The organism is Eubacterium maltosivorans (assembly GCF_002441855.2).
In the GTDB taxonomy this organism is placed as follows: Bacteria; Bacillota; Clostridia; order Eubacteriales; family Eubacteriaceae; genus Eubacterium; species Eubacterium maltosivorans.
The window spans coordinates 1,999,621-2,022,606 of record NZ_CP029487.1 but is presented as its reverse complement, the minus strand read 5'-3'; the positions used below and the strand labels follow the sequence as shown (position 1 = coordinate 2,022,606).

Here is a 22,986-nt window from a genome sequence, read left to right as displayed (position 1 = left end):
CTGAGCACCTCCTATGAATTTAAAACGTGAATTTCAGCCGGGTTGTCACTTTCAGCAGCCACCAGGCGGACGTCACTCTTAACGTAAGCTCTTGAACCAACAATACAATTTTCCAGATGCGCGCCATCCTCAATGACTGCGCCGGTATGGACGATTGAATTTTTGAGCACAGTGTTTTTCCCAACAATAATATCGTGGGAGATAATGGAATTTTCGACGGATCCGAAAATGACACACCCATCGCAGATCAGACTGTGTTTTACTACTGCGTCCGGTCCGATAAACTGCGGATGGCGGCTGGTATTATTTGAGAAGATTCTGAAATTCCGGTCTGTCAAATCAAAATCACAGGCTGGATTGAGCAAATCCATATTGGCGTCATAGTAGCTCTGGATGGTTCCGACATCTTTCCAGTAGCCGGAGAATGGGTAGGCAAAGATCCGTTTGCCTTCTTCATGAAGCATCGGAATAACATTGTGGCCAAAGTCATTTTCAGAATCTGGATTTTCAGCATCCTCAATTAAGGCTTTGCGCAGGACATCCCAGGTAAAGACATAAATCCCCATCGAGGCCTTGTTGCTCTTTGGTTCCGGGGGCTTTTCCTGGAATTCTAAGATACGCCTTTCGTCGTTGGTATTGACAATCCCAAAACGATGGGCCTCATCCCACGGGACATCCATTACTGCGATGGTGAGGTCGGCAGATTTCTGCTTATGAAAATTAACCATATTGGAGTAATCCATTTTGTAGATATGGTCGCCAGACAGGATGAGCACATATTCTGGATCAAAGCTGTCAATAAAGTCGATATTTTGGTAGATGGCATCAGCAGTGCCGTTATACCATCGGCCGCCCTTTTGTCCCATATAGGGAGGGAGAATGCGGACGCCGGCTCCAACCTTGTCAAGGGACCAGGCGCTACCGTCACTGATATAGTTATTCAGAATATAAGGGCGGTATTGGGTAAGGACACCGACGACGTCGATGTCAGAATTCATACAGTTGCTTAATGGAAAGTCAATAATACGGTATTTACCACCGAATAAAACGGCGGGTTTAGCGTTGTTAAATGTGAGGGATCCCAGGCGGCTTCCTTGTCCTCCAGCTAGGAGCATAGCGACACATTCGGTATTCATAATATTTCCTCCTCGTAAATGAATGGTTTGATTTTCCAGATTTCTCTCTGATAATCAGCAATAGAGCGGTCACTAGAGAACATTCCGGAATGTGCAATATTGACAGCTGACATTTGCAGCCATCTTTTTTGATCTCTGTATACGGAACTCGAGGTTGACTGGATGTCCGCATAAGAGGCAAAGTCTTTAAGTACAAAATAGGGGTCGTTATGAATCAGCAGTGAATCATAGATCGACTGGAAGGTGGATGTGTTGCCAAAAAAGCCATTAATCAGCTGTTCCAGGACTTCCCGAACCCGCGGACCGGATTCATAAATGTCCAGAGAGCGGTAGCCGCCGTGGGCATTGTAATTTGCAACTTCCACATCTGAAAGGCCAAAGGTGAAAATATTATCCATTCCCACAGCTTCAGCGATTTCAACGTTGGCGCCATCCATTGTGCCGAGTGTAACGGCACCGTTCATCATAAATTTCATGTTTCCGGTACCAGAGGCTTCCTTACCCGCCGTGGAAATCTGTTCAGAGATTTCGGCGGCAGGGTAGATCATCTCGGCAACAGAGACATTAAAATTTGGCACGAAAACGACCTTTAAGCGGTCACTGACAGCTGAGTCGTTATTCACCTTGTCCGCAATGACATTGATCAGCCGGATGACCTCCTTGGCATAATAATAGGATGGTGCAGCCTTTCCGGCGAAAATATAGGTTTTCGGAACAAAATCCATATTTGGATCAGCCTTGAGCGCATTATAAAGATACATGATGTGCAGAGCGTTCAGCAGCTGCCGCTTATATTCATGAATGCGCTTGACCTGAATATCAAAGATCGAATCCGGGTTCAGCTCAATTCCCTGGGATTTCTTGATATATTCTGCCAGATGAGCCTTATTTCGATGCTTGACAGCGCCCAGCTTTTCGCAGAAAGCGGTGTCAGATGCGTATGGGAGCAGTGCCTCCAAGCTAGTTAGCTGGTTAGGCCTTGTCCAGTCGGCACCAATGGTTTCATTGAGTAAGGTTTTTAAATGAGGGTTGCTGCCCATTAAAAAGCGTCTTGGCGTTACGCCATTGGTCACAGAATGAAAACGCTCTGGAAAAACCGCGTAAAAATCCTTGAAGGTTTCCTCACGCAGAATTTTACTGTGCAGCTCTGCGACGCCGTTGACAGAATGGCTGCCGATAATGGCCAGGTGTGCCATATGAACCTGACCGTCCTTTAAAATGGAAATAGAATAATTGCGAGCCTCCTGGTCTGGGTAGTACCAGTTCATATCATTGACAAACCGGCGGTTGATTTCTTCAATAATCTGGTAGACACGGGGAAGCAGTTCCTTTACCATGTCAATGGGCCATTTTTCCAGCGCTTCAGGCAGTACGGTATGGTTTGTGAAGCTGATGGATTTAACGGTCATATCCCAGGCCTTATCCCACTCATAGTTTTCCTCATCTATGAGAATCCGCATGAGTTCCGGAACACAAAGGGCGGGATGGGTATCATTGATGTGGATACAGATTTTATCAGAAAATCCATCCATTGATCCGTGATTAAACTTTTTATAGCGCCGTACAATCCGCTTCAGTCCGGCACAGACAAAGAAGTATTCTTGTTTGAGGCGAAGCTGTTTTCCTTCAAAGCCATTGTCATTGGGATATAAAATCTGGCTGATAGCCTCTGCCTCGGACCGGCGCTGCATGGCCTTTAAAAAGTGGCCCTGATTAAAGGTGGAGAGGTCAAAATCCTCTACTGGCTGCGCACTCCAGAGGCGAAGTGAATTAACGGTTTTGTTGTGATAGCCCTGAACAGGGACATCATAAGGGACGGCGAGTACCGGTTCATAATTTTCATGAATGAAAACCAGCTTGCCATTGACCATTTCAGTTCGGACATTCCCCTTATACTTTACAACAACAGACTTATCAGGCTTGGCAATTTCAAACGGATAGCCGTTTTTCAGCCAGTTATCCGCAACCTCAACCTGCTCATTATTGATGATCTTCTGTTCAAACAGGCCAAACTTATACCGGATTCCATTTCCATGTCCAGGAAAGCCCATGGCAGCGGTTGAATCCAGAAAACAGGCCATAAGCCGCCCAAGACCGCCATTGCCGAGGGCGGGATCGTGCTCTCTGGCCTGGATGGCTTCGTAATCAAGCCCAAGCTCACAGAGGACCTCAGATACAACACCATCCCATCCGAGGTTGTTAATATACGCCTTTAACAGCCTGCCGATCAGAAATTCGATGGAGAAAAAATAGATTTGTTTTTCTTCCATTTTGTGAAGCCGGCTGTTGTTGGCAGCCCATTCGGCTGTGATCTCCTCCATGACTAGTTCAGATAATGCTTGATATTGGTGCTGGGTGGTCGATTCAGAAAAATCTTCGCCGGAAACTTCTTCTACTTTTTTTATGAATGCTTTTTTAAAGCTTGTTTTTTCGAGTGTTTTCATCCGGTATCCTTTCCAGACTGCTATTTTTTCGTTTTAGCGACAGGCTTGGAAGCAGTATCCTTTGCTGTCTGCGACTTGGCAGATTTTTTTACGCTCACTGCCTTTTCAGCGGCTCCGGCAGCCTTGGATGAAGAAGCTGTCTTTGTTTTTTTAGCAGTAGCCTTCTTTTTAGTTTTTGTCGCAACACCCTTTAATACGATTGCCGCCGATGGCGGTACGCTAAGCGTTACGCTGTAAGGCTGGTTATGACAGGGGGTATCCTGCGCTTTTGCGGTTTTTTTGACAGTAAAGCCGGACCCGCCGTATTTTGGATCGTCTGTGTTGAAAACCAGACGGTAAGTTTTTTCGGCAGGCACGCCAATTTGAAAATTGGTATAGGTTAAGGGGCAGAAGTTGATCAAGATGATCAGATCATCCTCTGGATGCTTGCCCATCCGTCTGAAAACGAGAATACTCTGGCCGTTGTTGTCGGCGTCGATCCACTCAAAGCCGTCCCAGCCGTGATCCTTTTCCCAGAGTGCATTTTCCCGGGTGTAGAATTTATTCAGATCTTGTATAAAATCCTTGGTCTGGCGGTGCTTGTCATAGTCCAGCATGAACCATTCAAGAGATTCATAATAGCGCCATTCGGTGAACGGTGCAAACTCGTTCCCCATAAAGGTAAGCTTTTTACCGGAATGAAAATACATGTATGCATATAAAAGCCGAAGCTGGTCAAATTTCATTTCATACGGACCAAACATTTTATCAATGATTGATTTTTTGCCATGGACGACCTCATCATGCGACAGAGGCAAAATGAAATTTTCGCTGAAGGCATAAGCCATTGAGAAGGTCAGTTTTGAATGAAACTGATTCCTGCAGTATGGGTCTGTTTCCATATAAGAGAGGGTATCGTGCATCCAACCCATATCCCACTTCAGGTTAAAGCCAAGACCGCCATCGTCCACAGGCCAGCTGACCTTGGGATATGCGGTGGACTCCTCAGCGGCCATAATGGCAAATGGAAAATGCTTAAGGATGGCTGTGTTCAGTTTTCTCAGAAAATCAACAGCTTCCAGACTGTCATTTCCGCCAAATTTATTTTTGCGGTACTCATCATCATAGCCGTAGTTTAGATAAATCATGCTTGCCACGCCGTCAATGCGCAGTCCGTCGATATGGTATTGGTCAAACCAGAAATAAGCGTTTGAGATTAAAAAGGTCAGCACCTCTGGTTTGGCAAAATCAAATTCCATGGTGCCCCAGTGAGGGTGCTCAGTCGCCTCATAAAGGTTTGTACCATCGAGTTTATAAAGACCATGGGCATCCTTGCAGAAATGCCCTGGAACCCAGTCCAGAATAACGCTGATCCCCGCCTGGTGGCACGCGTCGACAAAATGCATTAAGCCTTGTGGCTCGCCATAGCGGCTGGTGGCGGCAAAGTAGCCGGTCAGCTGGTATCCCCATGATCCGTCAAAGGGATGCTCCATAATGGGCATCAGCTCTACGTGTGTGTAGTGCATATCCTTGAGATAGGGGACAAGCGTGTCAGCAAGATCGTAATAACTTAAAACGGTTCCGTCCTCATGTGTTCTCCAGCTGCCGAGATGAACCTCATAAATATTGACGGGTTTTGGCTTAGAAGCATTTTTTTTACGCTGTTCAAGCCATTTTTTATCCTTCCAGCTGTATCCTTCCAAGTCCCAGAGAACAGAGGCTGTTTTAGGCTTGACCTCAGAGTAAATCCCGTAAGGATCTGATTTATAGACGGTTTCTCCATGACATTGCGTAATGCAGTATTTGTAGAGCTCACCCTTATTCAAATCAGGAATCGTGCATTCCCATACACCGCCAGAGTCCTTCTGTAAAAGCATTGGATGGGAGTCGGGGTTCCAATCATTAAAATTGCCAACGACTGAAACAGCTTGAGCGTGCGGTGCCCAAAGTCGGAAAACGACACCTTTATCTGTAAAATGAGCGCCAAAAAATTCGTAGCTTTTCAGATAAGTTCCCTCGTGAAAAAGATGGTACGCGATTTTAGGTTTCATAGTCAATCAGTCCTTTCCTAATTACAGGTTATATTATAGATTATATGAAGATACTTTAATTAAATATAGTTTAACATAAAAAAGTATAAGAATGTTTTTATATAGGTTAATTTAAGTAAAATCTTTTTAATATATTGTACCATGAAATTTAAATTTGTAAACGTTTCATCGAGAAAAAAATACATTTATTTTTCCGCCTAAGTTTAAAATGACGCAAACGAAATAAATTCCGACTAAAAGTGCAAATAATCCACCAAAATTGCCGTATAGAAGGGTGTATTTAGAGGAGTGGTTCATAAACATTAAGAAAATACGGAAGGCGATATTTATGCCCAGAGTTGAGAAAACAGCGCCTGGAAGTCCCTGTATAAATCTCAGATGGCGGTCTGGTGCTAAAACATAAACGCAGGTAAATAGAAATACACTTGTGACCAGGGAAAAAACCAGCGTAAAAATATTCATTAAAATAATATTGAAGTGGTCAATGCCTAAGCGTACAAGAATATACTCACTGATGGCTTCGCTGAAGACATAGGCTGAAATGATCAAGATGATCGAAATGGCAAACAGAATTGTGAAAAGAAAGGATAAAAGCCAGATTTTTAAATGGCTTCTGCTCTCACGATTACCATAGTTTTGGTTCATTCCTGTCATGATCGCTCTCGCGGCCAGTGTTGCAAAGAAAAAGGTGAATAAAACTAAAATATAGTTGTTATCCGCAAGGTTTCTGGTCAGTGTATCAATTAAGCTGCGGACATAATCGTAGGAAAGCTGGGGAAGATACTCTTTTAGAATATCAAAGAGATAATCCTTAAACTGCACAATAAAGCGGCCGACAAAATTGATTAAAAAGATAATCAGCGGAAAGAAGGCCATGATAATATAAAAGGACATTTGGGCGCAGATGCCCCAGAAATCTGTTCTGTCCATATCCTCTACCATAAAAATGATGAATTCTGTTAGCTTTGATGTTTTGTTTTTCATGGTTCACCTTCCAATCTTTTTCAGCAAAAATAAATTGACGACACAGCCAAAGGTCAGAATAATGCAGAAAACATACACAACGACAATCAAGGAAAAAGGACCTTCAATGGAACTGAACAGACTCTCTATCTGCAGATGATTTTTTATAAAAGCCTCATAAACCCCAATGATGGAGAGCCATCCCAGGCTTACGAATATGCCGCCCGGCAGTGCGAAAAAGAAAGACATCCGGACAGACGGTGTGTACATATAGATGGCGGTGATAAGCAAAGCCATAATCGCGCTGATATAAATCAAAGTGAAGCCCTGCCAGAATTTGATAAAGATATCTGAAAGATTCAGGTACTCAAAAAAGGAGGTGGATATTTTCTGTGTAAAGATATACAGATAAAAAACCACTAAAATCAGAATGATAAGAATAATCAGATAGAGAATAGCCAGTCCCCAGATCAGAAAATAATTACGCTTTTCGGGTATCAGCATCACCTTGTTAATAGTTAGGATTAAAGAACGGACTGCGCAGACGGATGCGTAAAGGATAAAGAAGCCAAAGACAATATTTGCCCAATGGGAAGTCTGCGGTCCGGCGGCGTTAGCGGCAGCTGTATTAAACATTTCGTCTAAAAAGCCGGGAAATAAAACCTTCAGGCTCTCAAGGACCTGATCGTTGAGCCCTTGGGCAAACCAGCTGAAAAAATTATAGATCAGCATAATAAAAGGAATAAAAGCCAACAGCACCCGATAAGAAAGCTGTGCGGCAAGATTAAGAATGCTGTAATTTTTTTTATGATTTTTTACAAAAAAGTAGAATTCATATAAAAGCTTCATTGGACTTATTTCCTTCATTTGTGATTTAGAATAATTATACCACGAAAAAGAAATCTATAACAATGGGGTTATCAAACTAAAAGAATAGCTAAAAATGAAGTATACAATTTATATTTATCTAAAATACTGTATACATATAAAAATGAATTTCAAAAGAGAATGATAAAACAAGAGTTTTTTGATTATCTATGGACGCTTTAACAAAATAAATTTTGAAAGAATTAAAAATAAAATTGCATATTTTGGATTTTTTTGATATACTAAGAACAAATTTTGAAGGGATGTGACAGTACAATGCTTAAAAATATAGAAGGCAGGCAAAACATTCCGGTAATGGACGTGTTAGAGCCTCAATTATATCGAGATGTGTTTCCTTATGAAGAGATCCCTAAAATACGATTTAACAATGCTTTTGTTCCTTATAATCTGCCGGAAACCATCTGGATTACAGATACCACCTTCCGTGACGGACAGCAGTCTATGGCCTCTTTTAGTGTGGATCAGATTGTCAGGCTGTTTAAATTGATCCACAAATTGGATAACGGTGAAGGTGTGATTCGACAGTCTGAGTTTTTTCTTTACAGTGAAAAAGACAGAGAGGCCGTTCGAAAATGCCAGGAGCTGGGCTATGAATTTCCTGAGATCACCTCATGGATTCGCGCAGACGAAAGGGATTTTAAGCTGGTTAAGGAAATGAATATTGCTGAAACAGGCATGTTGATGTCCTGTTCGGATTACCATATATTTAAAAAGCTGAAAATGACGCGGAGCGAAGCGATGCAGCATTACTTAACCTTGGCAATGAAAGCGATGGAAGCGGGGATAAAGCCAAGATGCCATCTGGAAGACATTACACGGGCTGATTTTTATGGTTTTGTGGTTCCTTTTGTGAAAAACTTAAAGCGTTTAAGCCAGGAAACAGGAATATCCGTTAAGATAAGAGCTTGTGATACTTTAGGGGTAGGTGTGCCATATAATGGCACAGAATTACCCAGAAGTGTCCCGGGAATTGTTTCAGAGTTGAGAAATGGCTGCGGACTTCGTCCAGAAGAAATAGAATGGCATGGACATAATGACTACCATAATGTGGTAACCACCTCGACTGCCTCATGGCTGCACGGCGGGGCGTCGGTCAATGCCGCACTGCTGGGAATTGGAGAACGGACAGGAAATTGTCCCCTTGAAGCCATGCTTTTTGAGTATGCCCAATTGAAGGGGAGTCTCGGAAAGGTTAATCTGCCTGTTTTAAATGAGATTGTTCGTTTCTTTAAAGAAGAATTAAGTTATACCGTCGATCCAAAACGACCCTTTGTCGGTTCGGAGTTTAACATGACAAAGGCTGGCATTCACGCCGACGGTCTTTTGAAAGATGAATCGATTTACAATTCCTTTGATACTAATAAGCTCTTAAACCGTCCGGTGGTGGTCAAGGTCAACCAAAGCTCTGGAGCCGCCGGAATAGCGGCATGGATTAATACCTACTATCATCTGGATACATTGGAAAAAGTAGACAAACACGATCCACGGATAGCCACCGTAAAGCGCTGGGTTGATAACACATATGAAGCGGGCAGAACGGAGGCTGTCAGCAATGCGGAGATGGAACAGCAGGTAAAAAAAGCTTTTACTACAGGTATTCATCAGTTTAGTCTGGTAAAATAATACATAAATGATGTATAATAATACACGAATTAATTTTGAAGGAGATAAAGAATGGGATTAACTTTAACTGAGAAGATTATTAAAGATCACTTGGTGGTCGGCGAAATGGTCAAAGGGACAGAAATCGGTATTCGCATTGACCAGACCTTAACACAGGATTCCACTGGAACCATGGCTTATATGCAGCTGGAAGCCATGGAAGTGCCAAGAGTTAAAACAAAACGCTCATTAGCTTATATTGACCATAATATGCTTCAGGAAGGTCCTGAAAATATGGATGACCATATCTATATTCAAACCGTTGCTAAAAAGCACGGTGTCTATTTTTCAAAACCGGGCAACGGAATTTGCCACCAGGTAGAAATTGAACGCTTTGGTGTTCCAGGACAGACACTGTTGGGCTCTGACAGCCATACGCCAACAGGCGGTGGAATTGGTATGCTGGCCATTGGCGCCGGCGGCCTGGATGTGGCGGTAGCCATGGCAGGCGGTGAATACTATATCACCATGCCGGAAGTGGTAAAGGTTGAGTTGACAGGAAAGCTGCGTAAGGGCGTCTCTTCTAAGGATATCATTCTTGAAGTGCTCAGGCAATGTACTGTAAAGGGCGGTATCAACAAAGTTTTTGAATATACTGGAGACGGCGTGAAAACACTGACCGTACCGGAGCGTGCGACGGTAACAAACATGGGCGCAGAACTTGGCGCAACAACTTCTGTTTTCCCTTCCGATGATATGACAAAGGCTTTCCTTGAAGCCCAGGGAAGAGGCGAAGATTTCACAGCGCTGTCCGCAGATTCCGATGCTGTTTACGACCAGGTCGTAAAGGTAGACTTAAGTACTTTGGAGCCATTGACGGCATGCCCGCACAGCCCTGATAAGGTCGTAAAGGTTTCTGAAATTGAAGGTCTCAAGGTTAATCAGGTAGCCATCGGGAGCTGCACGAATTCCTCATGGCTTGATTTAATGAAAGTAGCGGCTATTTTAAAAGGACAGACCGTTGCGGAAAATGTGCAGCTGGTCATTGCGCCAGGTTCCAAACAGGTTTTGACCATGCTTGCTGAAAACGGGGCGCTGGCCGATCTTTTGAACGCCGGTGCCAGAATTCTCGAATGTGGCTGCGGACCATGCATTGGTATGGGGCAGGCGCCATGTACCGACGGCGTTTCGCTCAGAACCTTTAACCGTAATTTTAAGGGAAGATCCGGAACGGTCAGCGCAGATGTGTATCTTTTGAGTCCGGAAACCGCTGCGATTTCAGCTGTTAAGGGTGTGTTGACAAATCCGCTCGGCAAAGTTGAACTGCCGGATATCGAAATGCCAAAGGATTTTCTGATCAATGATAACGCGGTGGTTGCGCCAGCGCCCGAGGGAGAAGTGGTAGAAGTTGTTAAAGGACCAAATATCAAGCCTTTCCCGTTGGCAAAACCACTTGCGGATACAGTGGAAGGGAAAGCTCTGATCGTCGTGGAGGATAATATCACAACAGACCACATCATGCCCTCCAATGCGAAGCTGTTACCATACCGCTCGAATATCCCATACCTGGCGGATTATTGTCTGGCACCCTGTGATCCGGAATTTCCGCAGCGCGCAAAGGATAATGATGGAGGCTTCATTATTGGCGGACAAAATTATGGGCAGGGCTCAAGCCGTGAGCATGCCGCTTTAGCGCCCGTTTATCTTGGAATTAAAGGGGTTATCGCGAAATCCTTTGCCCGTATTCACAAAAATAATCTGATTAATAACGGTATATTACCAATGGTGTTTGAGAATGAAGCAGATTACGATAAGATTTCTCTGGGAGATAATCTGATGATTGATAACGCAAGAGAACAGGTGAATGCTGGAAAAATTGTTTTGAAGAATAAAACGAAAAATGAAGAATATCCGGTTTTAATCGAAGTGTCTGAACGCCAGAAGGAAATGCTGCAGGCTGGCGGCCTGATCAATTTGATGCGGAGCAAGAACTAAATAATTGTACTAAAAAAGCCCTTTGGTCTTTGACCAAAGGGCTTTTTGTTTGCGTTTTGATTATTCCGCGCTGTCGTCAGGCGTACCGGAAGTGGATGGAGTGTCTGAATCAGTTGATGGAGTTGTAGTATCAAGGTTATCTGAGCTGTCATCAATATTATCTTCAGAACCATTATAGGAATCTTCATAGCTGTTATCGACTGATGGGGTTGGCTCGGTTGGTTCATTTTCGTTGCTGTTACTGTAATTTTGATAAGGAGCATCCTCGTCAACTGTGACACCGCCACTACCACTGCCGGCAATTTCTGCGACACGTTCACTGATTTTTAATAGATTGGCACTGGGTGTGTAGCTTTCACTTTCATATAAAAATTTATGAAGCATAACGGCATTGTCAGCTAATGAGTTTGGAACAAGATACCAAACTTCATCAATCATTTCGCCGAATGAAAGATCATCTAATGGAATACGGTAATCAGTAAATGTTTTGTTTTCAACGGTCATAAATGCCTTGGCATAGGTTGTCATCTCCTGAAGGGATAATGAAGTTTTTACATATGGATAAACTTTTCCGAGTAAGTTAATGCCAGTGAATAAATCAACATTTAATGCCTTTTGAACAATCTGCTGGACTACTTCACGCTGTCGGGCGGTTCGTTTATAATCATCATCACTATAGCGGTTACGACAGTAAGCTAAGGCTTGAACACCGGTTAAATGCTGTGTACCAACACCTTCAATTTTAGGGTCAGACTTGTTTAAAACATAGTTCACATGATTAATAAACTCATTTGTCCAGTATAATACATCTTCGTTTTCGATGTTGACATCAACCCCGCCCAAAGTATCGACGGTGTCGACAAGACAATCAAAGTTTACGACCACATAGTCGCTGATATTTAAATCAAAATTTTCATTCAAAGTTTTTACAGCTAATTGTGGGCCGCCATAGTCATAAGCAGCATTGATTTTTTCATAAGAAACGTCATTTTTTGTGCCCTCTGGTATTTTTACCAGTAGATCACGCATGACAGAAGTAACTTTAATTGCTCCAGTTTTAAAATTGATTGAAGCAATCATAATTGTATCTGAACGATCACCTTCCACATCATCGCGTCCATCAATTCCGAACATAGCGATATTTGCGACATCGTCACTCAATAAATCGTTAATGTTAAGATCGCTTTCGTCCAGCTGCTCACCAGCAATCCCATGTAAAATGCTAAACCCGTACACGGCGCCACTGCCAACCACAATGATCAGGCAGGCCAAAACGATGCACAGTACTTTCTTTTTTAATGTCATATAAAATCCTCTCAAAATTTTAATAATACATATTGTGTGTAAATCAGAACATAAAGGCAATTTAAGCTTATTAATTATAACATAATTTTGATACAAATTGGATACATTTTTAAGAAAATTAAGAAAAAAAATAGACAAACACAGGCTTGTGCAGTATAATAATATAGATTTAGTCCGCATAAAAGAATAAAAAAAGGTGAAATATATGAAAGTACTTGTAACAGGAAGCAACGGTCAGCTGGGCCGGGAATTAAGCATTCAGCTTAAAGAGAAGAATATTAATTTTGTCGGTTATGATATCCCAGAATTTGATATTACAGACAAAGCTGCAATCAGCAAGATCATTACCAAGGAAGAACCAGATGTGATCATTAACTGTGGCGCCATGACAAATGTGGATGGCTGTGAAACAAACAGAGATGCTGCATTTAAAATAAACGCAGAGGGACCCAAAAACCTGGCGGAAATTGCGGCAGAAAAAGATATCGTTTTGGTACAGGTTTCAACAGATTATGTTTTTGACGGTGAAGGAATTGCCCAAAATGGACAGCTTCGCCCCTATGTAGAAACAGACCCCATCAACCCTAAAACAGTATACGGTGACAGTAAAGCCGCGGGTGAAAAATATGTGGCAGAGGCAATGGATAAATATTTTATTGTCCGTACGGCCTGGCTCTATGGTGATGGCAACAACTTTGTGAAAACCATGCTGAGACTAGCAGAAAATCATCCTCAGCTTACCGTGGTCAGCGATCAGGTAGGGTCACCTACCAGCACTGTTGATCTTGCCCGGGCAATCATTGAGTTAATCCAGACCGACGCATATGGGATTTATCACGGGACCTGTGAAGGCCAGTGCAGCTGGTATGATTTCGCGGTTGCTATTTTTGAGAAAAGCGGCGTAAAAATTGATGTTAAGCCAGTCAGCTCAGAGGAATACGCAAGCCCAACCCCCAGGCCGCATTATTCTGTGCTAAGAAATAAGGGTCTGGAGGATTTGAAAATCAATGTGTTTAGACCGTGGGAAGAAGCTTTGTCTGAATATTTGAAATGGTTAAAAGAAAATTGATCGAATAGAGTTAAGGAGAGATATATGAAAGGAATTATTTTAGCTGGAGGGTCTGGAACACGTTTATACCCCATCACGCGAGCAGTATCTAAGCAACTGCTGCCAATTTATGATAAGCCGATGATTTATTATCCGCTGTCAACGTTGATGCTGGCAGGGATTAAGGATATTTTGATTATTTCCACCCCCCATGATTTACCAATGTTTGAACGCTTATTTGGAACAGGCGAGGAGCTGGGATTAAACTTCTCATATAAAGTTCAGGAAGCGCCGAATGGCTTGGCAGAAGCCTTTATTATCGGCGAAGATTTTATTGGAGACGATAAGGTTGCGTTGGTTTTGGGCGATAATATTTTTTACGGACAGGGCTTTACAAAGTCCCTTGCAGCCGCGGCGGAACTTGAAAAAGGCGCTGTGATCTTTGGCTATCCGGTAACAGACCCAGAGCGCTATGGCGTCGTTGAGTTTGCAGAGGATGGCAGCGTCATATCCATTGAGGAAAAGCCAGCAGAACCAAAATCCAATTTTGCAGTGCCAGGCCTTTATTTCTATGATAATGACGTGGTGGAGATTGCTAAAAATATTAAACCCTCACCGAGAGGAGAGCTTGAAATTACGACCGTTAATGAGACCTATCTAAAACGCGGCGACTTAAAGGTTGAGCTTTTTAGCCGGGGAATGGCATGGCTGGATACCGGAACACATGACAGCCTGATTGAGGCATCTAATTTTGTGGAAACCATTCAAAAACGCCAGGGTCTTTTTGTTTCCTGTGTGGAAGAGATTGCCTACACCAAAGGGTTTATCAATCAGGAACAGCTCCTGAAGCTGGCAGATCCCCTTAAAAAAACAGCCTATGGACAGTACTTAATCAACCGGGCAAACGAGAAAAGAGGAGTCAACTAATGGCAGCTATAACAGTGACAAAAACTCAGATTGAAGGACTGGTAATTGTTCAGCCCTCCGTTTTTGGAGATGAACGCGGTTACTTCATGGAAACTTACAATAAGGAAGAATTTGAAAAGCAGGGCCTCGACATGACCTTTATTCAGGATAATGAATCGAAATCTAAAAAAGGTGTGCTGAGAGGGCTCCACTTTCAAAGAAAATATTCCCAGGGAAAACTGGTGCGTTGTACCCAGGGCGCTGTATGGGATGTCGGGGTTGACCTGAGAAAGGGATCACCAACCTACGGTGAGTGGGCCGGTGTTGAGCTGAGCGCAGAAAATAAAACCATGTTCTATATTCCTGAAGGCTTTGCTCATGGCTTTGTCGTCTTATCAGACGAAGCGACTTTCAATTATAAATGCACAAATTTATACGCGCCGGAATACGACGGGGGTATTCGATGGAACGACCCGGATATCGGTGTTGAATGGCCCGTTGAGGGTCTGGAGCTGTTGTTATCCGAAAAAGATCAGAAACAGCCGTTTTTAAAAGATATCAAAGATACGTTAGAATTTTAAGAGGAGTTTAAAGATTGAAAACAGTATTAGTGACCGGCGGCGCCGGATTTATTGGCTCGAACTTTGTAAAATATATGCTGGATCAGCATAAGGATTATAAGATTGTCAATCTGGATTTGTTAACCTACGCGGGAAATCTGGAAAACCTGACTGATATTGAGGATAATCCGAATTATGAATTTGTAAAAGGAGACATTGCGGATCGTTCCTTTATAAATGATCTGTTTGAAAAATATCATTTTGATTTAGTGGTTAACTTTGCCGCAGAATCGCATGTGGACCGAAGTATTGAAAATCCGGAAATCTTTGTGCAGACCAACGTAATGGGAACCCAGGTTCTGCTGGATGCCGCGAAGAATCTCTGGCAGACAGGAAAAGATGAAAATGGCTATCCAACTTATCGAGAAGGCGTAAAATACCTTCAGGTTTCTACCGATGAAGTTTACGGTGCCCTTGGAAAAACAGGAATGTTTACTGAGACAACACCGATTCAGCCAAACAGCCCTTATTCCTCTTCAAAAGCTGGCGCAGATCTCCTGGTACGGGCCTATGGAAATACTTTTAAATTTCCAATGAACATTACCCGTTGCTCTAACAACTATGGTCCATATCAGTTTCCGGAAAAGTTGATTCCACTCATGATTTCAAATGTGGTTGAGCTTAAAAATCTGCCAATTTACGGCGATGGCATGCAGATCAGAGACTGGTTGCATGTAAAAGACCACTGCAGCGGTATTGATACTGTACTGCATAAAGGCCGTCTGGGTGAAGTATATAATATCGGCGGCAACAATGAAAAGGCCAATATTGAAATTGTCGACCTGATCATTGCCAATGTCAAAGAAAAATTAAGCAAAAACCAGTATAATGGTATTGATACGGATGCTTCGACGATTTCAGATGATCTGAAAATTCATGTGGAGGACCGCTTAGGCCACGACCGCCGCTATGCCATTGATAACACAAAGATCACAACCGAACTCGGCTGGTCGCCATCCTATACCTTTGAACAGGGTATTGTTGAGACTATTGACTGGTATCTAAACAATCAGGATTGGCTAAAACAGGTGAAATCTGGCGGATATCAGGAATACTATGAAAAGATGTATTCTAAGAAATAGAACTTTATTAATATTTAAAAGCAGATAAACTTACCGCTTTGGTAAGTTTATCTGCTTTATAAACAAATTTTAAGGAGATTATAAAGTGAGTGAAGAAAATTTAAGTGTTCCTAAAAAGAAGGAATTTAAAGGATATTTTGAAAAGTTTTTTAAATATCGATATTTGTTAAAGGAATTAGTCGTCAAAGATGTCAAAGTAAAGTATCGCCGTTCTGTTTTAGGACTTGCCTGGAGTGTTTTAAATCCATTGTTAATGATGCTGGTTATTACAGCAGTATTTTCTCGAATTTTCAAAATGAATATTGAAAACTTTCCGGCCTATTATATTGTGGGGTCTTTGATTTTTAACTTCAATTCTGAAGCAACAGTATTAGCAATGAATTCTATAAGGGGAGCATCTGGATTAATAAAAAAGGTTTATATACCAAAATACATTTTTCCGCTTGAAAAAGTTTTATTTGCGTTTGTCAATGCCTTGTTTTCATTAATTGCAGTTGCAATAGTGCTTCTTATTTTAAGGGTTCATGTTACTTGGACTATTGTGCTGTTTCCAATCCCATTGGTATATACTTTAATATTTTCTACGGGACTGGGGTTGATCCTCTCATCACTAAATGTTTTTTTTAGGGATACAGAACATTTATATGGCGTTTGGATTACGGCGTGGATGTACTTAACTCCTATTATCTATCCCATGGAAATGTTACCGGCAATTATGCAAAAATTAATGGTGTTTAATCCCCTATATCATTATGTTGAATACTTCCGTCAAGTGATTTTATATGGTATGATACCTGGACTAAAAGAAAATTTAGTTTGCATTGGATTTGCGGTATTATTTCTAGTAATAGGATTATTGTTTTTTAAGAAAAAGCAGGATCAGTTTATCTTATTTATATAATTAAAGAGGAAAAAATGTCTAAAATTATTGAAGCAAAGAATATAACAATGACATTCAATATGTCAAGTGAAAAGATTGAAAGTATTAAAGAGTACTTTGTCAAAATGGTAAAGCATCAACTGTTTTTTGAAGAGTTTAAGGCTTTAAATAACATTAGTTTTGACGTTAACAGAGGCGATGTGTTTGGCATTGTAGGATTAAATGGCTCTGGAAAAAGTACTTTGTTAAAAATTGTTTCTGGAATACTAAAACCCACCAGTGGAACAATCGATGTAAGAGGAAATATATCTCCGTTAATAGAATTGGGTGCTGGCTTTGATTTTGATTTAACAGCACGAGAAAATGTGATGCTTAATGGCTTGGTTTTAGGTTATACCAAAGAGCACATGATCGAAAAAATGGACGAGATCATCGAATTTTCAGAACTACAAGATTTTATGGATGTTGCGGTCAAAAATTATTCTTCGGGTATGGTAGCCCGGCTTGGATTTGCCATTGCGACGTCGGTGGTACCAGAGATATTAATTGTAGATGAAATATTATCCGTTGGAGACTTCAGATTTCAGGAAAAATGTGAAGAGCGGATGAGTAAGATGATGGCTGGTGGAACCACAGTTTTAATTGTGTCACATTCCATTGCACAAATTGAAAGATTATGTACGCATGTTATGTGGTTAGAAAAAGGAAATATGGTTAAGATTGGTGAGGCTAAAGAGGTTTGTGAAGCTTATAAAAAGGGAAATTAGAAAGGTTATACTATGGCGAAATTAAATTTGGATTATTATCAAAATGAAAATGAATACTCTGATGGGCCTATCGAAAAAGAAATCTTGGCAATTATAAAATCGGGTGTAGACTTTCAAGAAGTTATAGCTAAAGATAATCGTTGGCCTATTCTGTACCACTTAAGTCATTTAAGAGAAAATATTTTGAATTGGTATGATTTTAAAAAAGACTCTAGTTTACTAGAAATTGGGGCGGGCTGCGGTGCTATAACAGGAATGTTATGTGATAAAGTGAAAAAAGTAACGTCCGTTGAACTAACGAAAGATAGAAGCGAGACGATTTATGAAAGGCATAAAGAAAAGGAAAATCTTGAAATAATTGTTGGGAATTTTCATAATATTAAATTTAAAGAAAAATTTGATTATATTGTGTTAAATGGCGTGTTTGAATATGCTGCAAGTTTTACAAAAACGGAAAATCCTTATTTAGATTTATTAGTTGAACTAAAACGACTATTAAAAGTAGATGGAACACTTTTAATAGCAATTGAAAATCGCTTAGGTTTAAAATATTTTAACGGGGCTCCAGAAGATCATCTTAATACTCTATTTTCTGGCTTAGATCAATATCAATATAGCAATGAAGTAAAGACATTTAGTAGTAAAGAAATAGAACTGCTCATAGATAAAGCAGGTTATCAAGCTTATAAGTTTTATTTTCCTTATTATGATTATAAATTTCCAGATGCGATATATACAACTGAATCTATGGGAATATTAGAAAATAATGCTGTTGTTAAGCCCGGTTATGACCAAAAACGTTTTTCATTTTTTGATGAAGAAAAAATGGTCTATACCCTTATAGAAGAAGGAGTTTATGAAAAATTTAGCAACTCATTTTTAATTGAAATTAGTAACAGTTCTTCGAGCAAAAGTAAAAACAAGGAAGAAATCTTATTTGCTAAAATGAGTAATAAACGAAAAAAAGATTTTTCTATTATTACAAAAATTATAAAAGATCAAAATGGTAAGATTAGGGTTAAGAAAGAAGGTCTATCAGATAGTGCAAAAAAACATTTAAAAAAAATGGTGGAAAATTATAAATTTGATAATTTTTTGTTTAAAAATGCACCAATTCAAGAATCTGATCATGGGATTGAAATGGAATATGTTGAAGGGACGACATTTGAAAAAATATTAAACAACAAGCTAAAAAATGGCGAAAAAGAGGTGTTTGAATTTTTATTGAATGAATTTAAAAAAAGCCTTTCACATGAATCTGTAGTATCTAATGAATATTTTAATGAAAAATTTAAAAATGTTTTTGGTGATTGTTCATTGTTTGAAGAGTTAAAGTGTAAGAGAAATTTGAATGTTGATTTATTATTTAGTAATTTCTTTAAAACAAAAAGGGAAGATAGATACTTAGTAATTGACTATGAATGGATATTCGATTTTTTGATTCCCATTGATTTTGTTTTATGGCGTTCTTTAATGATGTATTATCAAAACAGTACAATAGCAAAGAAATATTACGATTTAGAAGAACTGCTTTTATGTGTGGGATTGGATGATAAAAAGAAGAATCAAATATATCAAAGTTGGGATCATCATTTTGTGTATTCTTATGTTGGCTCAGACCGTTTTGATTATAAGCAATATGAAAAAGAAAGATTTAATTTATCAGATTATAGTGAACAGATTTTAAATAAAAATGAAGTTGATACAAGATTGTTTTATAGTAAAGGAAATTCTTTCGCTGTTAATGAATCTATATACTCTCGGAACAATATAAAAGATGGAAGACTTGAGATAACATATGATTTAAATGAAGTTAGTATTGAAATATGTTCCTTGCGCTGGGATCCTTGCGAAGAATATTGTCGAGTGCGTAATTTAGAAATAAAAAGCAATGAAAATAGTTTAACGATTTTTCCTATTAATTATACTTATAAAAATAATGGATGGTATTATTTTCTAACTGACGATCCTGTTTATCAAGTAAAAGGTAATTTGGAAAATGTGAAACTGATTAGAATAACATGTGATATTAAGAAGCTTACGAAAAAAGAAATTGAAGTAGTCAATTCGATAGTTGAAAAAAGGAAAGAAGAAGAATTGGCTATTTCAAAAGAAAAGGAAAAAATATTAGAAGAAAATTATCGGAATTTGAATCAAGAATTTGAATCGATCAGAAACTCTTCTGTTTGGAAAGCAACTAAGCCTTTACGAGTCAGTTTGGATAGAACGAAAAGATATATTAAAAAAAATAAGAATACAGAAATAGTTTATAAAGGAATTAAAAATATAAAGAATAATGGAATAAAGGAGACAACTAAAAAAACAAAAGATTTCTTATTGAGACAGTGGGAAATTAAGAAATTTCACAATAAAACGGGTATTGATTTGCATACAGAAGATAGTCTTTTATATTCCGGATATGAAAGTGAATATCAAAATAATATAGACTTTTCTTCTGAAAAAACAGACATTAAAGCTATAACCTTTTATTTACCGCAATTTCATAGAATCAAGGAAAATGACGATTGGTGGGGAGAAGGATTTACTGAATGGACAAATACATCAAAAACCTCTCCGCGTTTTGAAGGGCATTACCAGCCACGTACACCTCATTCGGATATTGGTTATTATGATTTAAGCAAAATTGAAACATTAAAAAAACAAATTGAATTAGCAAAGCAGCATGGAATTTATGGTTTTTGTTTTTACTATTACTGGTTTTCGGGGAGAAGAATAATGGAAAAACCAGTTGACATGTTATTAGAACATCCAGAAATAGATTTTAATTTTTGCTTATGCTGGGCAAATGAGAATTTTACTCGAGCGTGGGATGGGCTCAACAAAGAGGTGCTTTTAGGACAATCTTATAGCAAAGATGATAGGAATAAGTTTATTGACGACATAAAGAAATATATTGATGATAGACGATATATTCGAATCAATGGTAAACCGCTGATTATTGTTTATAATCCGGGAGAAATACCAGATATCAAAGAAACCTTTGCCGCTTGGAGAAACAGAGCACTTGAGGTAGGTATAGGTGAAATTTTAATTTGGACTTGTCAGACGGCTAATAATACAGCATCAAAATTGAAAATCGAAAATTATATCGATGGAGAATTAGAATTTCCGCCTCATAATATGTGGTATGATATTATTGGAGTGCGTGACATTGACTTGAATGGTAAAGAAGCTTGTATCTATAACTATCGGAAATTAGTGGATATTTTAGAAGCTCAATTAAAAGATCCCAGTGAGAAAAATACCTTACCTTTGCATAGAACTGCAATGCTTGGATGGGACAATGCAGCAAGGCGTGATAACAATTGGACGACATTTTTGGGTTACTCTTTAAAAAGTTTTTATCAATGGCTAACTTTGATCATAGATGATGCACGAGATAATTTTGACGAATCAAATCGTTTTGTGTTTATAAATGCATGGAATGAATGGGCTGAGGGAACTTATCTTGAACCAGATGAGGAATACGGTTATGCGAACATAAATACTTTGTCTAAAGCGTTATTTGATATTCCATTTAATGAAATGAAGGTTTTAAATAAAAAAAGTAGTATAGAAATGAAGGAAAGTTCTCTGTCTAAATTAAATAAGAAACCCTGTATAGCTGTTCAAATTCATTTATATTATGTAGATACGGTAGATGAAATAATTAATGAGATCAATAAAATACCGTTTAAGTATGATTGCTATATTACAACGGATACCCTTGAAAAAAAGGAATTAATTCAAGCAAAGTTTAGACAAAATTGCTCAGCTAATTATATTGAAGTAGGTGTATACGAAAATAGAGGACGTGATGTAGCGCCGTTTCTTCTGCAACTAAAAGATAGAATTAATAGATACGAATATATTTGTCATATTCATTCTAAGAAAACTGCTACTAATAATTATGGAGATGGCTGGAGAGAATTTTTATATAAACATCTCTTTGGAAATACCGAAAATATTAAGCATATCTTTTCTATATTTGAAAATCAAAATAGTATAGGTTTAATATATCCTGAAGTATATCCAGTAGTACGTTCGCAAGCTCATTGGGGAGATAATGAAAAATATTGTAAAGCGTTATTAAAAAGATTAGGATTAAAAGATGACTTAGATAAAGATATTGTTTTTCCTGTGGGAAATATGTTCTGGGCACGCACTAAGGCAATTGAAAAAGTATTTAAAGCAAATTTTGATTTTGATGATTTTCCAAAAGAAAAAGGACAAGTTAACCAAACTTTAGGGCATCAAATCGAACGAATATGGAGTATTGTTGCTAAAATTAACGGATATAAAACAATCAAAACATTTAATGATTACAGTGAGATTATAGATTATAGCGAATTAAAAAGAATCGCATTGTATGTCCATTATGATAAAAATAATTGTCTTTCAGAAGATGACATTAATTATATTAAAGAGTTAAGTTCTTTTGTAGAACAAGTAGTATTTATCACTAATTCAAGGATATCTGAACTAGAAAAACAGAAGGTATCACCTTATATCAGTAAAATAATAGAGAGAGAAAACATTGGATATGATTTTGGAGGATGGAGAGACGCTATATTGAGTCTAGGATTTGAATATTTAGCTACATTTGATCAATTACTATTATTAAATAATAGCTGCTATTGTGGGCGATATGATTTTAGAAATGTATTTGCAAAAATGGAATCAAAAAATGTAGATTTTTGGGGAATTACCCTTTTTCCATATTTAGAAGATGGTACATATATTCAAAAGCCATGCATAGAAGAGCATATTCAATCCTATTTTCAAGTTTTCAACTCAAATGTTGTAAAAAGCAGTTCTTTTAAAGAATTTTGGGAATCCATTAAAAATTACGAAGAATTAATTGATGTAGTTGCTAATTGTGAGACTGTATTGACTAAGAGATTAAAAGATGCTGGATTCAAATATGATGTTTTTGTGAAAGAAACAAGAATTTTATCAGACTCTCTTGGAAATTACTCTATACCTTATGAGTTTCCGTATGATTTACTAATCTTAGGTTCTCCTTTTATCAAAAAGAAAAGTGAGATGTATATGAAACCTATTGAAAAGGTAAAGACTAAAAATTTTATTGAACAATTAAAATAAAAAGTTAACATATTTAAAGTTGTCCGGATTCAAACAAAAGATTTTGTTTGAATCCGGATATTTTTAGCTGGAAATAATCAAGAAATAGAAAGTTGTTTGTGAAAAAAATATAAATTAGTATATTGTAATTAAAAAATATTAAGTTAAATGTTTAAGATACCACATGGAATTTTATGGGAAATGATGAAATAAACACTTTAGAATTGACGTTCTA

The 22,986-nt window shown here is 38.8% G+C and carries 15 protein-coding genes; 9 read left to right on the top strand and 6 right to left on the bottom strand.

What is annotated here, in order from left to right; all coding sequences use genetic code 11:
- Positions 1-11: 11 nt before the first annotated feature.
- From CPZ25_RS09735 to CPZ25_RS09715, 5 genes are all read right to left on the bottom strand, one after another.
- The gene (locus CPZ25_RS09735) at positions 12-1,136 is read right to left on the bottom strand and encodes a glucose-1-phosphate adenylyltransferase (RefSeq protein ID WP_082669203.1); all 1,125 of its coding nucleotides are present in this window, start codon (positions 1,134-1,136) and stop codon (positions 12-14) included.
- Positions 1,133-3,580 carry a glycogen/starch/alpha-glucan phosphorylase gene (locus tag CPZ25_RS09730; RefSeq protein WP_096920821.1) on the bottom strand — a complete coding sequence of 816 codons (2,448 nt, stop codon included), beginning with the start codon at positions 3,578-3,580 and terminating at the stop codon, positions 1,133-1,135. Before CPZ25_RS09730 ends, CPZ25_RS09735 begins: the two co-directional genes overlap by 4 nt.
- A 20-nt stretch (positions 3,581-3,600) precedes the next feature.
- Entirely contained in the window at positions 3,601-5,610 is a 2,010-nt protein-coding gene (gene glgB / locus CPZ25_RS09725) for a 1,4-alpha-glucan branching protein GlgB (RefSeq protein ID WP_096920822.1), read from the bottom strand.
- 165 nt (positions 5,611-5,775) lie between these two features.
- Positions 5,776-6,594, bottom strand: coding sequence for a YihY/virulence factor BrkB family protein (locus CPZ25_RS09720; protein WP_058693524.1), 819 nt, complete (start codon positions 6,592-6,594; stop codon positions 5,776-5,778).
- 3 nt (positions 6,595-6,597) lie between these two features.
- Positions 6,598-7,422 carry a YihY/virulence factor BrkB family protein gene (locus CPZ25_RS09715; protein WP_058693525.1) on the bottom strand — a complete coding sequence of 275 codons (825 nt, stop codon included), beginning with the start codon at positions 7,420-7,422 and terminating at the stop codon, positions 6,598-6,600.
- A gap of 294 nt (positions 7,423-7,716) precedes the next feature.
- Here CPZ25_RS09715 and CPZ25_RS09710 point away from each other — a divergent pair, with 294 nt between their 5' ends.
- A complete protein-coding gene (locus CPZ25_RS09710; RefSeq protein WP_096920823.1) occupies positions 7,717-9,084 on the top strand; it encodes a beta/alpha barrel domain-containing protein in 1,368 nt (455 codons plus the stop codon).
- A 51-nt stretch (positions 9,085-9,135) separates the two neighbouring features.
- Positions 9,136-11,058 (top strand): aconitate hydratase, encoded by a 1,923-nt coding sequence (locus CPZ25_RS09705; RefSeq protein WP_096920824.1) that lies wholly within the window; start codon positions 9,136-9,138, stop codon positions 11,056-11,058.
- A gap of 60 nt (positions 11,059-11,118) precedes the next feature.
- Here CPZ25_RS09705 and CPZ25_RS09700 read toward each other — a convergent pair whose 3' ends face one another.
- Positions 11,119-12,363 (bottom strand): LCP family protein, encoded by a 1,245-nt coding sequence (locus CPZ25_RS09700; RefSeq protein ID WP_167495208.1) that lies wholly within the window; start codon positions 12,361-12,363, stop codon positions 11,119-11,121.
- A 205-nt stretch (positions 12,364-12,568) separates the two neighbouring features.
- Between CPZ25_RS09700 and rfbD the strand changes: the two genes are divergently transcribed.
- The 7 genes from rfbD (at position 12,569) to CPZ25_RS09665 (ending at position 22,772) form a co-directional block, all read left to right on the top strand.
- Positions 12,569-13,432, top strand: coding sequence for a dTDP-4-dehydrorhamnose reductase (rfbD, locus tag CPZ25_RS09695; protein ID WP_096920826.1), 864 nt, complete (start codon positions 12,569-12,571; stop codon positions 13,430-13,432).
- Between the two features lie 24 nt (positions 13,433-13,456).
- Entirely contained in the window at positions 13,457-14,338 is an 882-nt protein-coding gene (gene rfbA, locus CPZ25_RS09690; RefSeq protein WP_096920827.1) for a glucose-1-phosphate thymidylyltransferase RfbA, read from the top strand.
- On the top strand, positions 14,338-14,898 hold the full coding sequence (gene rfbC / locus CPZ25_RS09685; RefSeq protein ID WP_058693531.1) for a dTDP-4-dehydrorhamnose 3,5-epimerase: 561 nt from the start codon (positions 14,338-14,340) through the stop codon (positions 14,896-14,898). The genes rfbA and rfbC overlap by 1 nt, the downstream gene beginning before the upstream one ends.
- Before the next feature lie 14 nt (positions 14,899-14,912).
- Positions 14,913-16,019, top strand: a complete 1,107-nt coding sequence (gene rfbB / locus CPZ25_RS09680) for a dTDP-glucose 4,6-dehydratase (RefSeq protein ID WP_096920828.1) — start codon at positions 14,913-14,915, stop codon at positions 16,017-16,019.
- Between the two features lie 85 nt (positions 16,020-16,104).
- Positions 16,105-16,920, top strand: coding sequence for an ABC transporter permease (locus tag CPZ25_RS09675; RefSeq protein ID WP_096920829.1), 816 nt, complete (start codon positions 16,105-16,107; stop codon positions 16,918-16,920).
- Between the two features lie 14 nt (positions 16,921-16,934).
- Positions 16,935-17,666: an ABC transporter ATP-binding protein gene (locus tag CPZ25_RS09670; protein WP_096920830.1), complete on the top strand. Its 732-nt coding sequence runs from the start codon at positions 16,935-16,937 to the stop codon at positions 17,664-17,666.
- Positions 17,667-17,678: 12 nt separating this feature from the next.
- A complete protein-coding gene (locus CPZ25_RS09665; protein WP_096920831.1) occupies positions 17,679-22,772 on the top strand; it encodes a glycoside hydrolase family 99-like domain-containing protein in 5,094 nt (1,697 codons plus the stop codon).
- The last annotated feature ends 214 nt before the right edge of the window (positions 22,773-22,986 follow it).

Bases quoted from the DNA above. Each gene is read 5' to 3' on its own strand.
- CPZ25_RS09710 (WP_096920823.1), top strand. From the start codon at position 7,717: ATGCTTAAAAATATAGAAGGCAGGCAAAACATTCCGGTAATGGACGTG.
- CPZ25_RS09705 (WP_096920824.1), top strand. From the start codon at position 9,136: ATGGGATTAACTTTAACTGAGAAGATTATTAAAGATCACTTGGTGGTC.
- CPZ25_RS09720 (WP_058693524.1), bottom strand. From the start codon at position 6,594: ATGAAAAACAAAACATCAAAGCTAACAGAATTCATCATTTTTATGGTA.
- rfbD (WP_096920826.1), top strand. From the start codon at position 12,569: ATGAAAGTACTTGTAACAGGAAGCAACGGTCAGCTGGGCCGGGAATTA.
- rfbC (WP_058693531.1), top strand. From the start codon at position 14,338: ATGGCAGCTATAACAGTGACAAAAACTCAGATTGAAGGACTGGTAATT.
- rfbA (WP_096920827.1), top strand. From the start codon at position 13,457: ATGAAAGGAATTATTTTAGCTGGAGGGTCTGGAACACGTTTATACCCC.
- CPZ25_RS09730 (WP_096920821.1), bottom strand. From the start codon at position 3,580: ATGAAAACACTCGAAAAAACAAGCTTTAAAAAAGCATTCATAAAAAAA.
- CPZ25_RS09715 (WP_058693525.1), bottom strand. From the start codon at position 7,422: ATGAAGCTTTTATATGAATTCTACTTTTTTGTAAAAAATCATAAAAAA.
- CPZ25_RS09670 (WP_096920830.1), top strand. From the start codon at position 16,935: ATGTCTAAAATTATTGAAGCAAAGAATATAACAATGACATTCAATATG.
- CPZ25_RS09735 (WP_082669203.1), bottom strand. From the start codon at position 1,136: ATGAATACCGAATGTGTCGCTATGCTCCTAGCTGGAGGACAAGGAAGC.
- CPZ25_RS09665 (WP_096920831.1), top strand. From the start codon at position 17,679: ATGGCGAAATTAAATTTGGATTATTATCAAAATGAAAATGAATACTCT.
- CPZ25_RS09700 (WP_167495208.1), bottom strand. From the start codon at position 12,363: ATGACATTAAAAAAGAAAGTACTGTGCATCGTTTTGGCCTGCCTGATC.
- glgB (WP_096920822.1), bottom strand. From the start codon at position 5,610: ATGAAACCTAAAATCGCGTACCATCTTTTTCACGAGGGAACTTATCTG.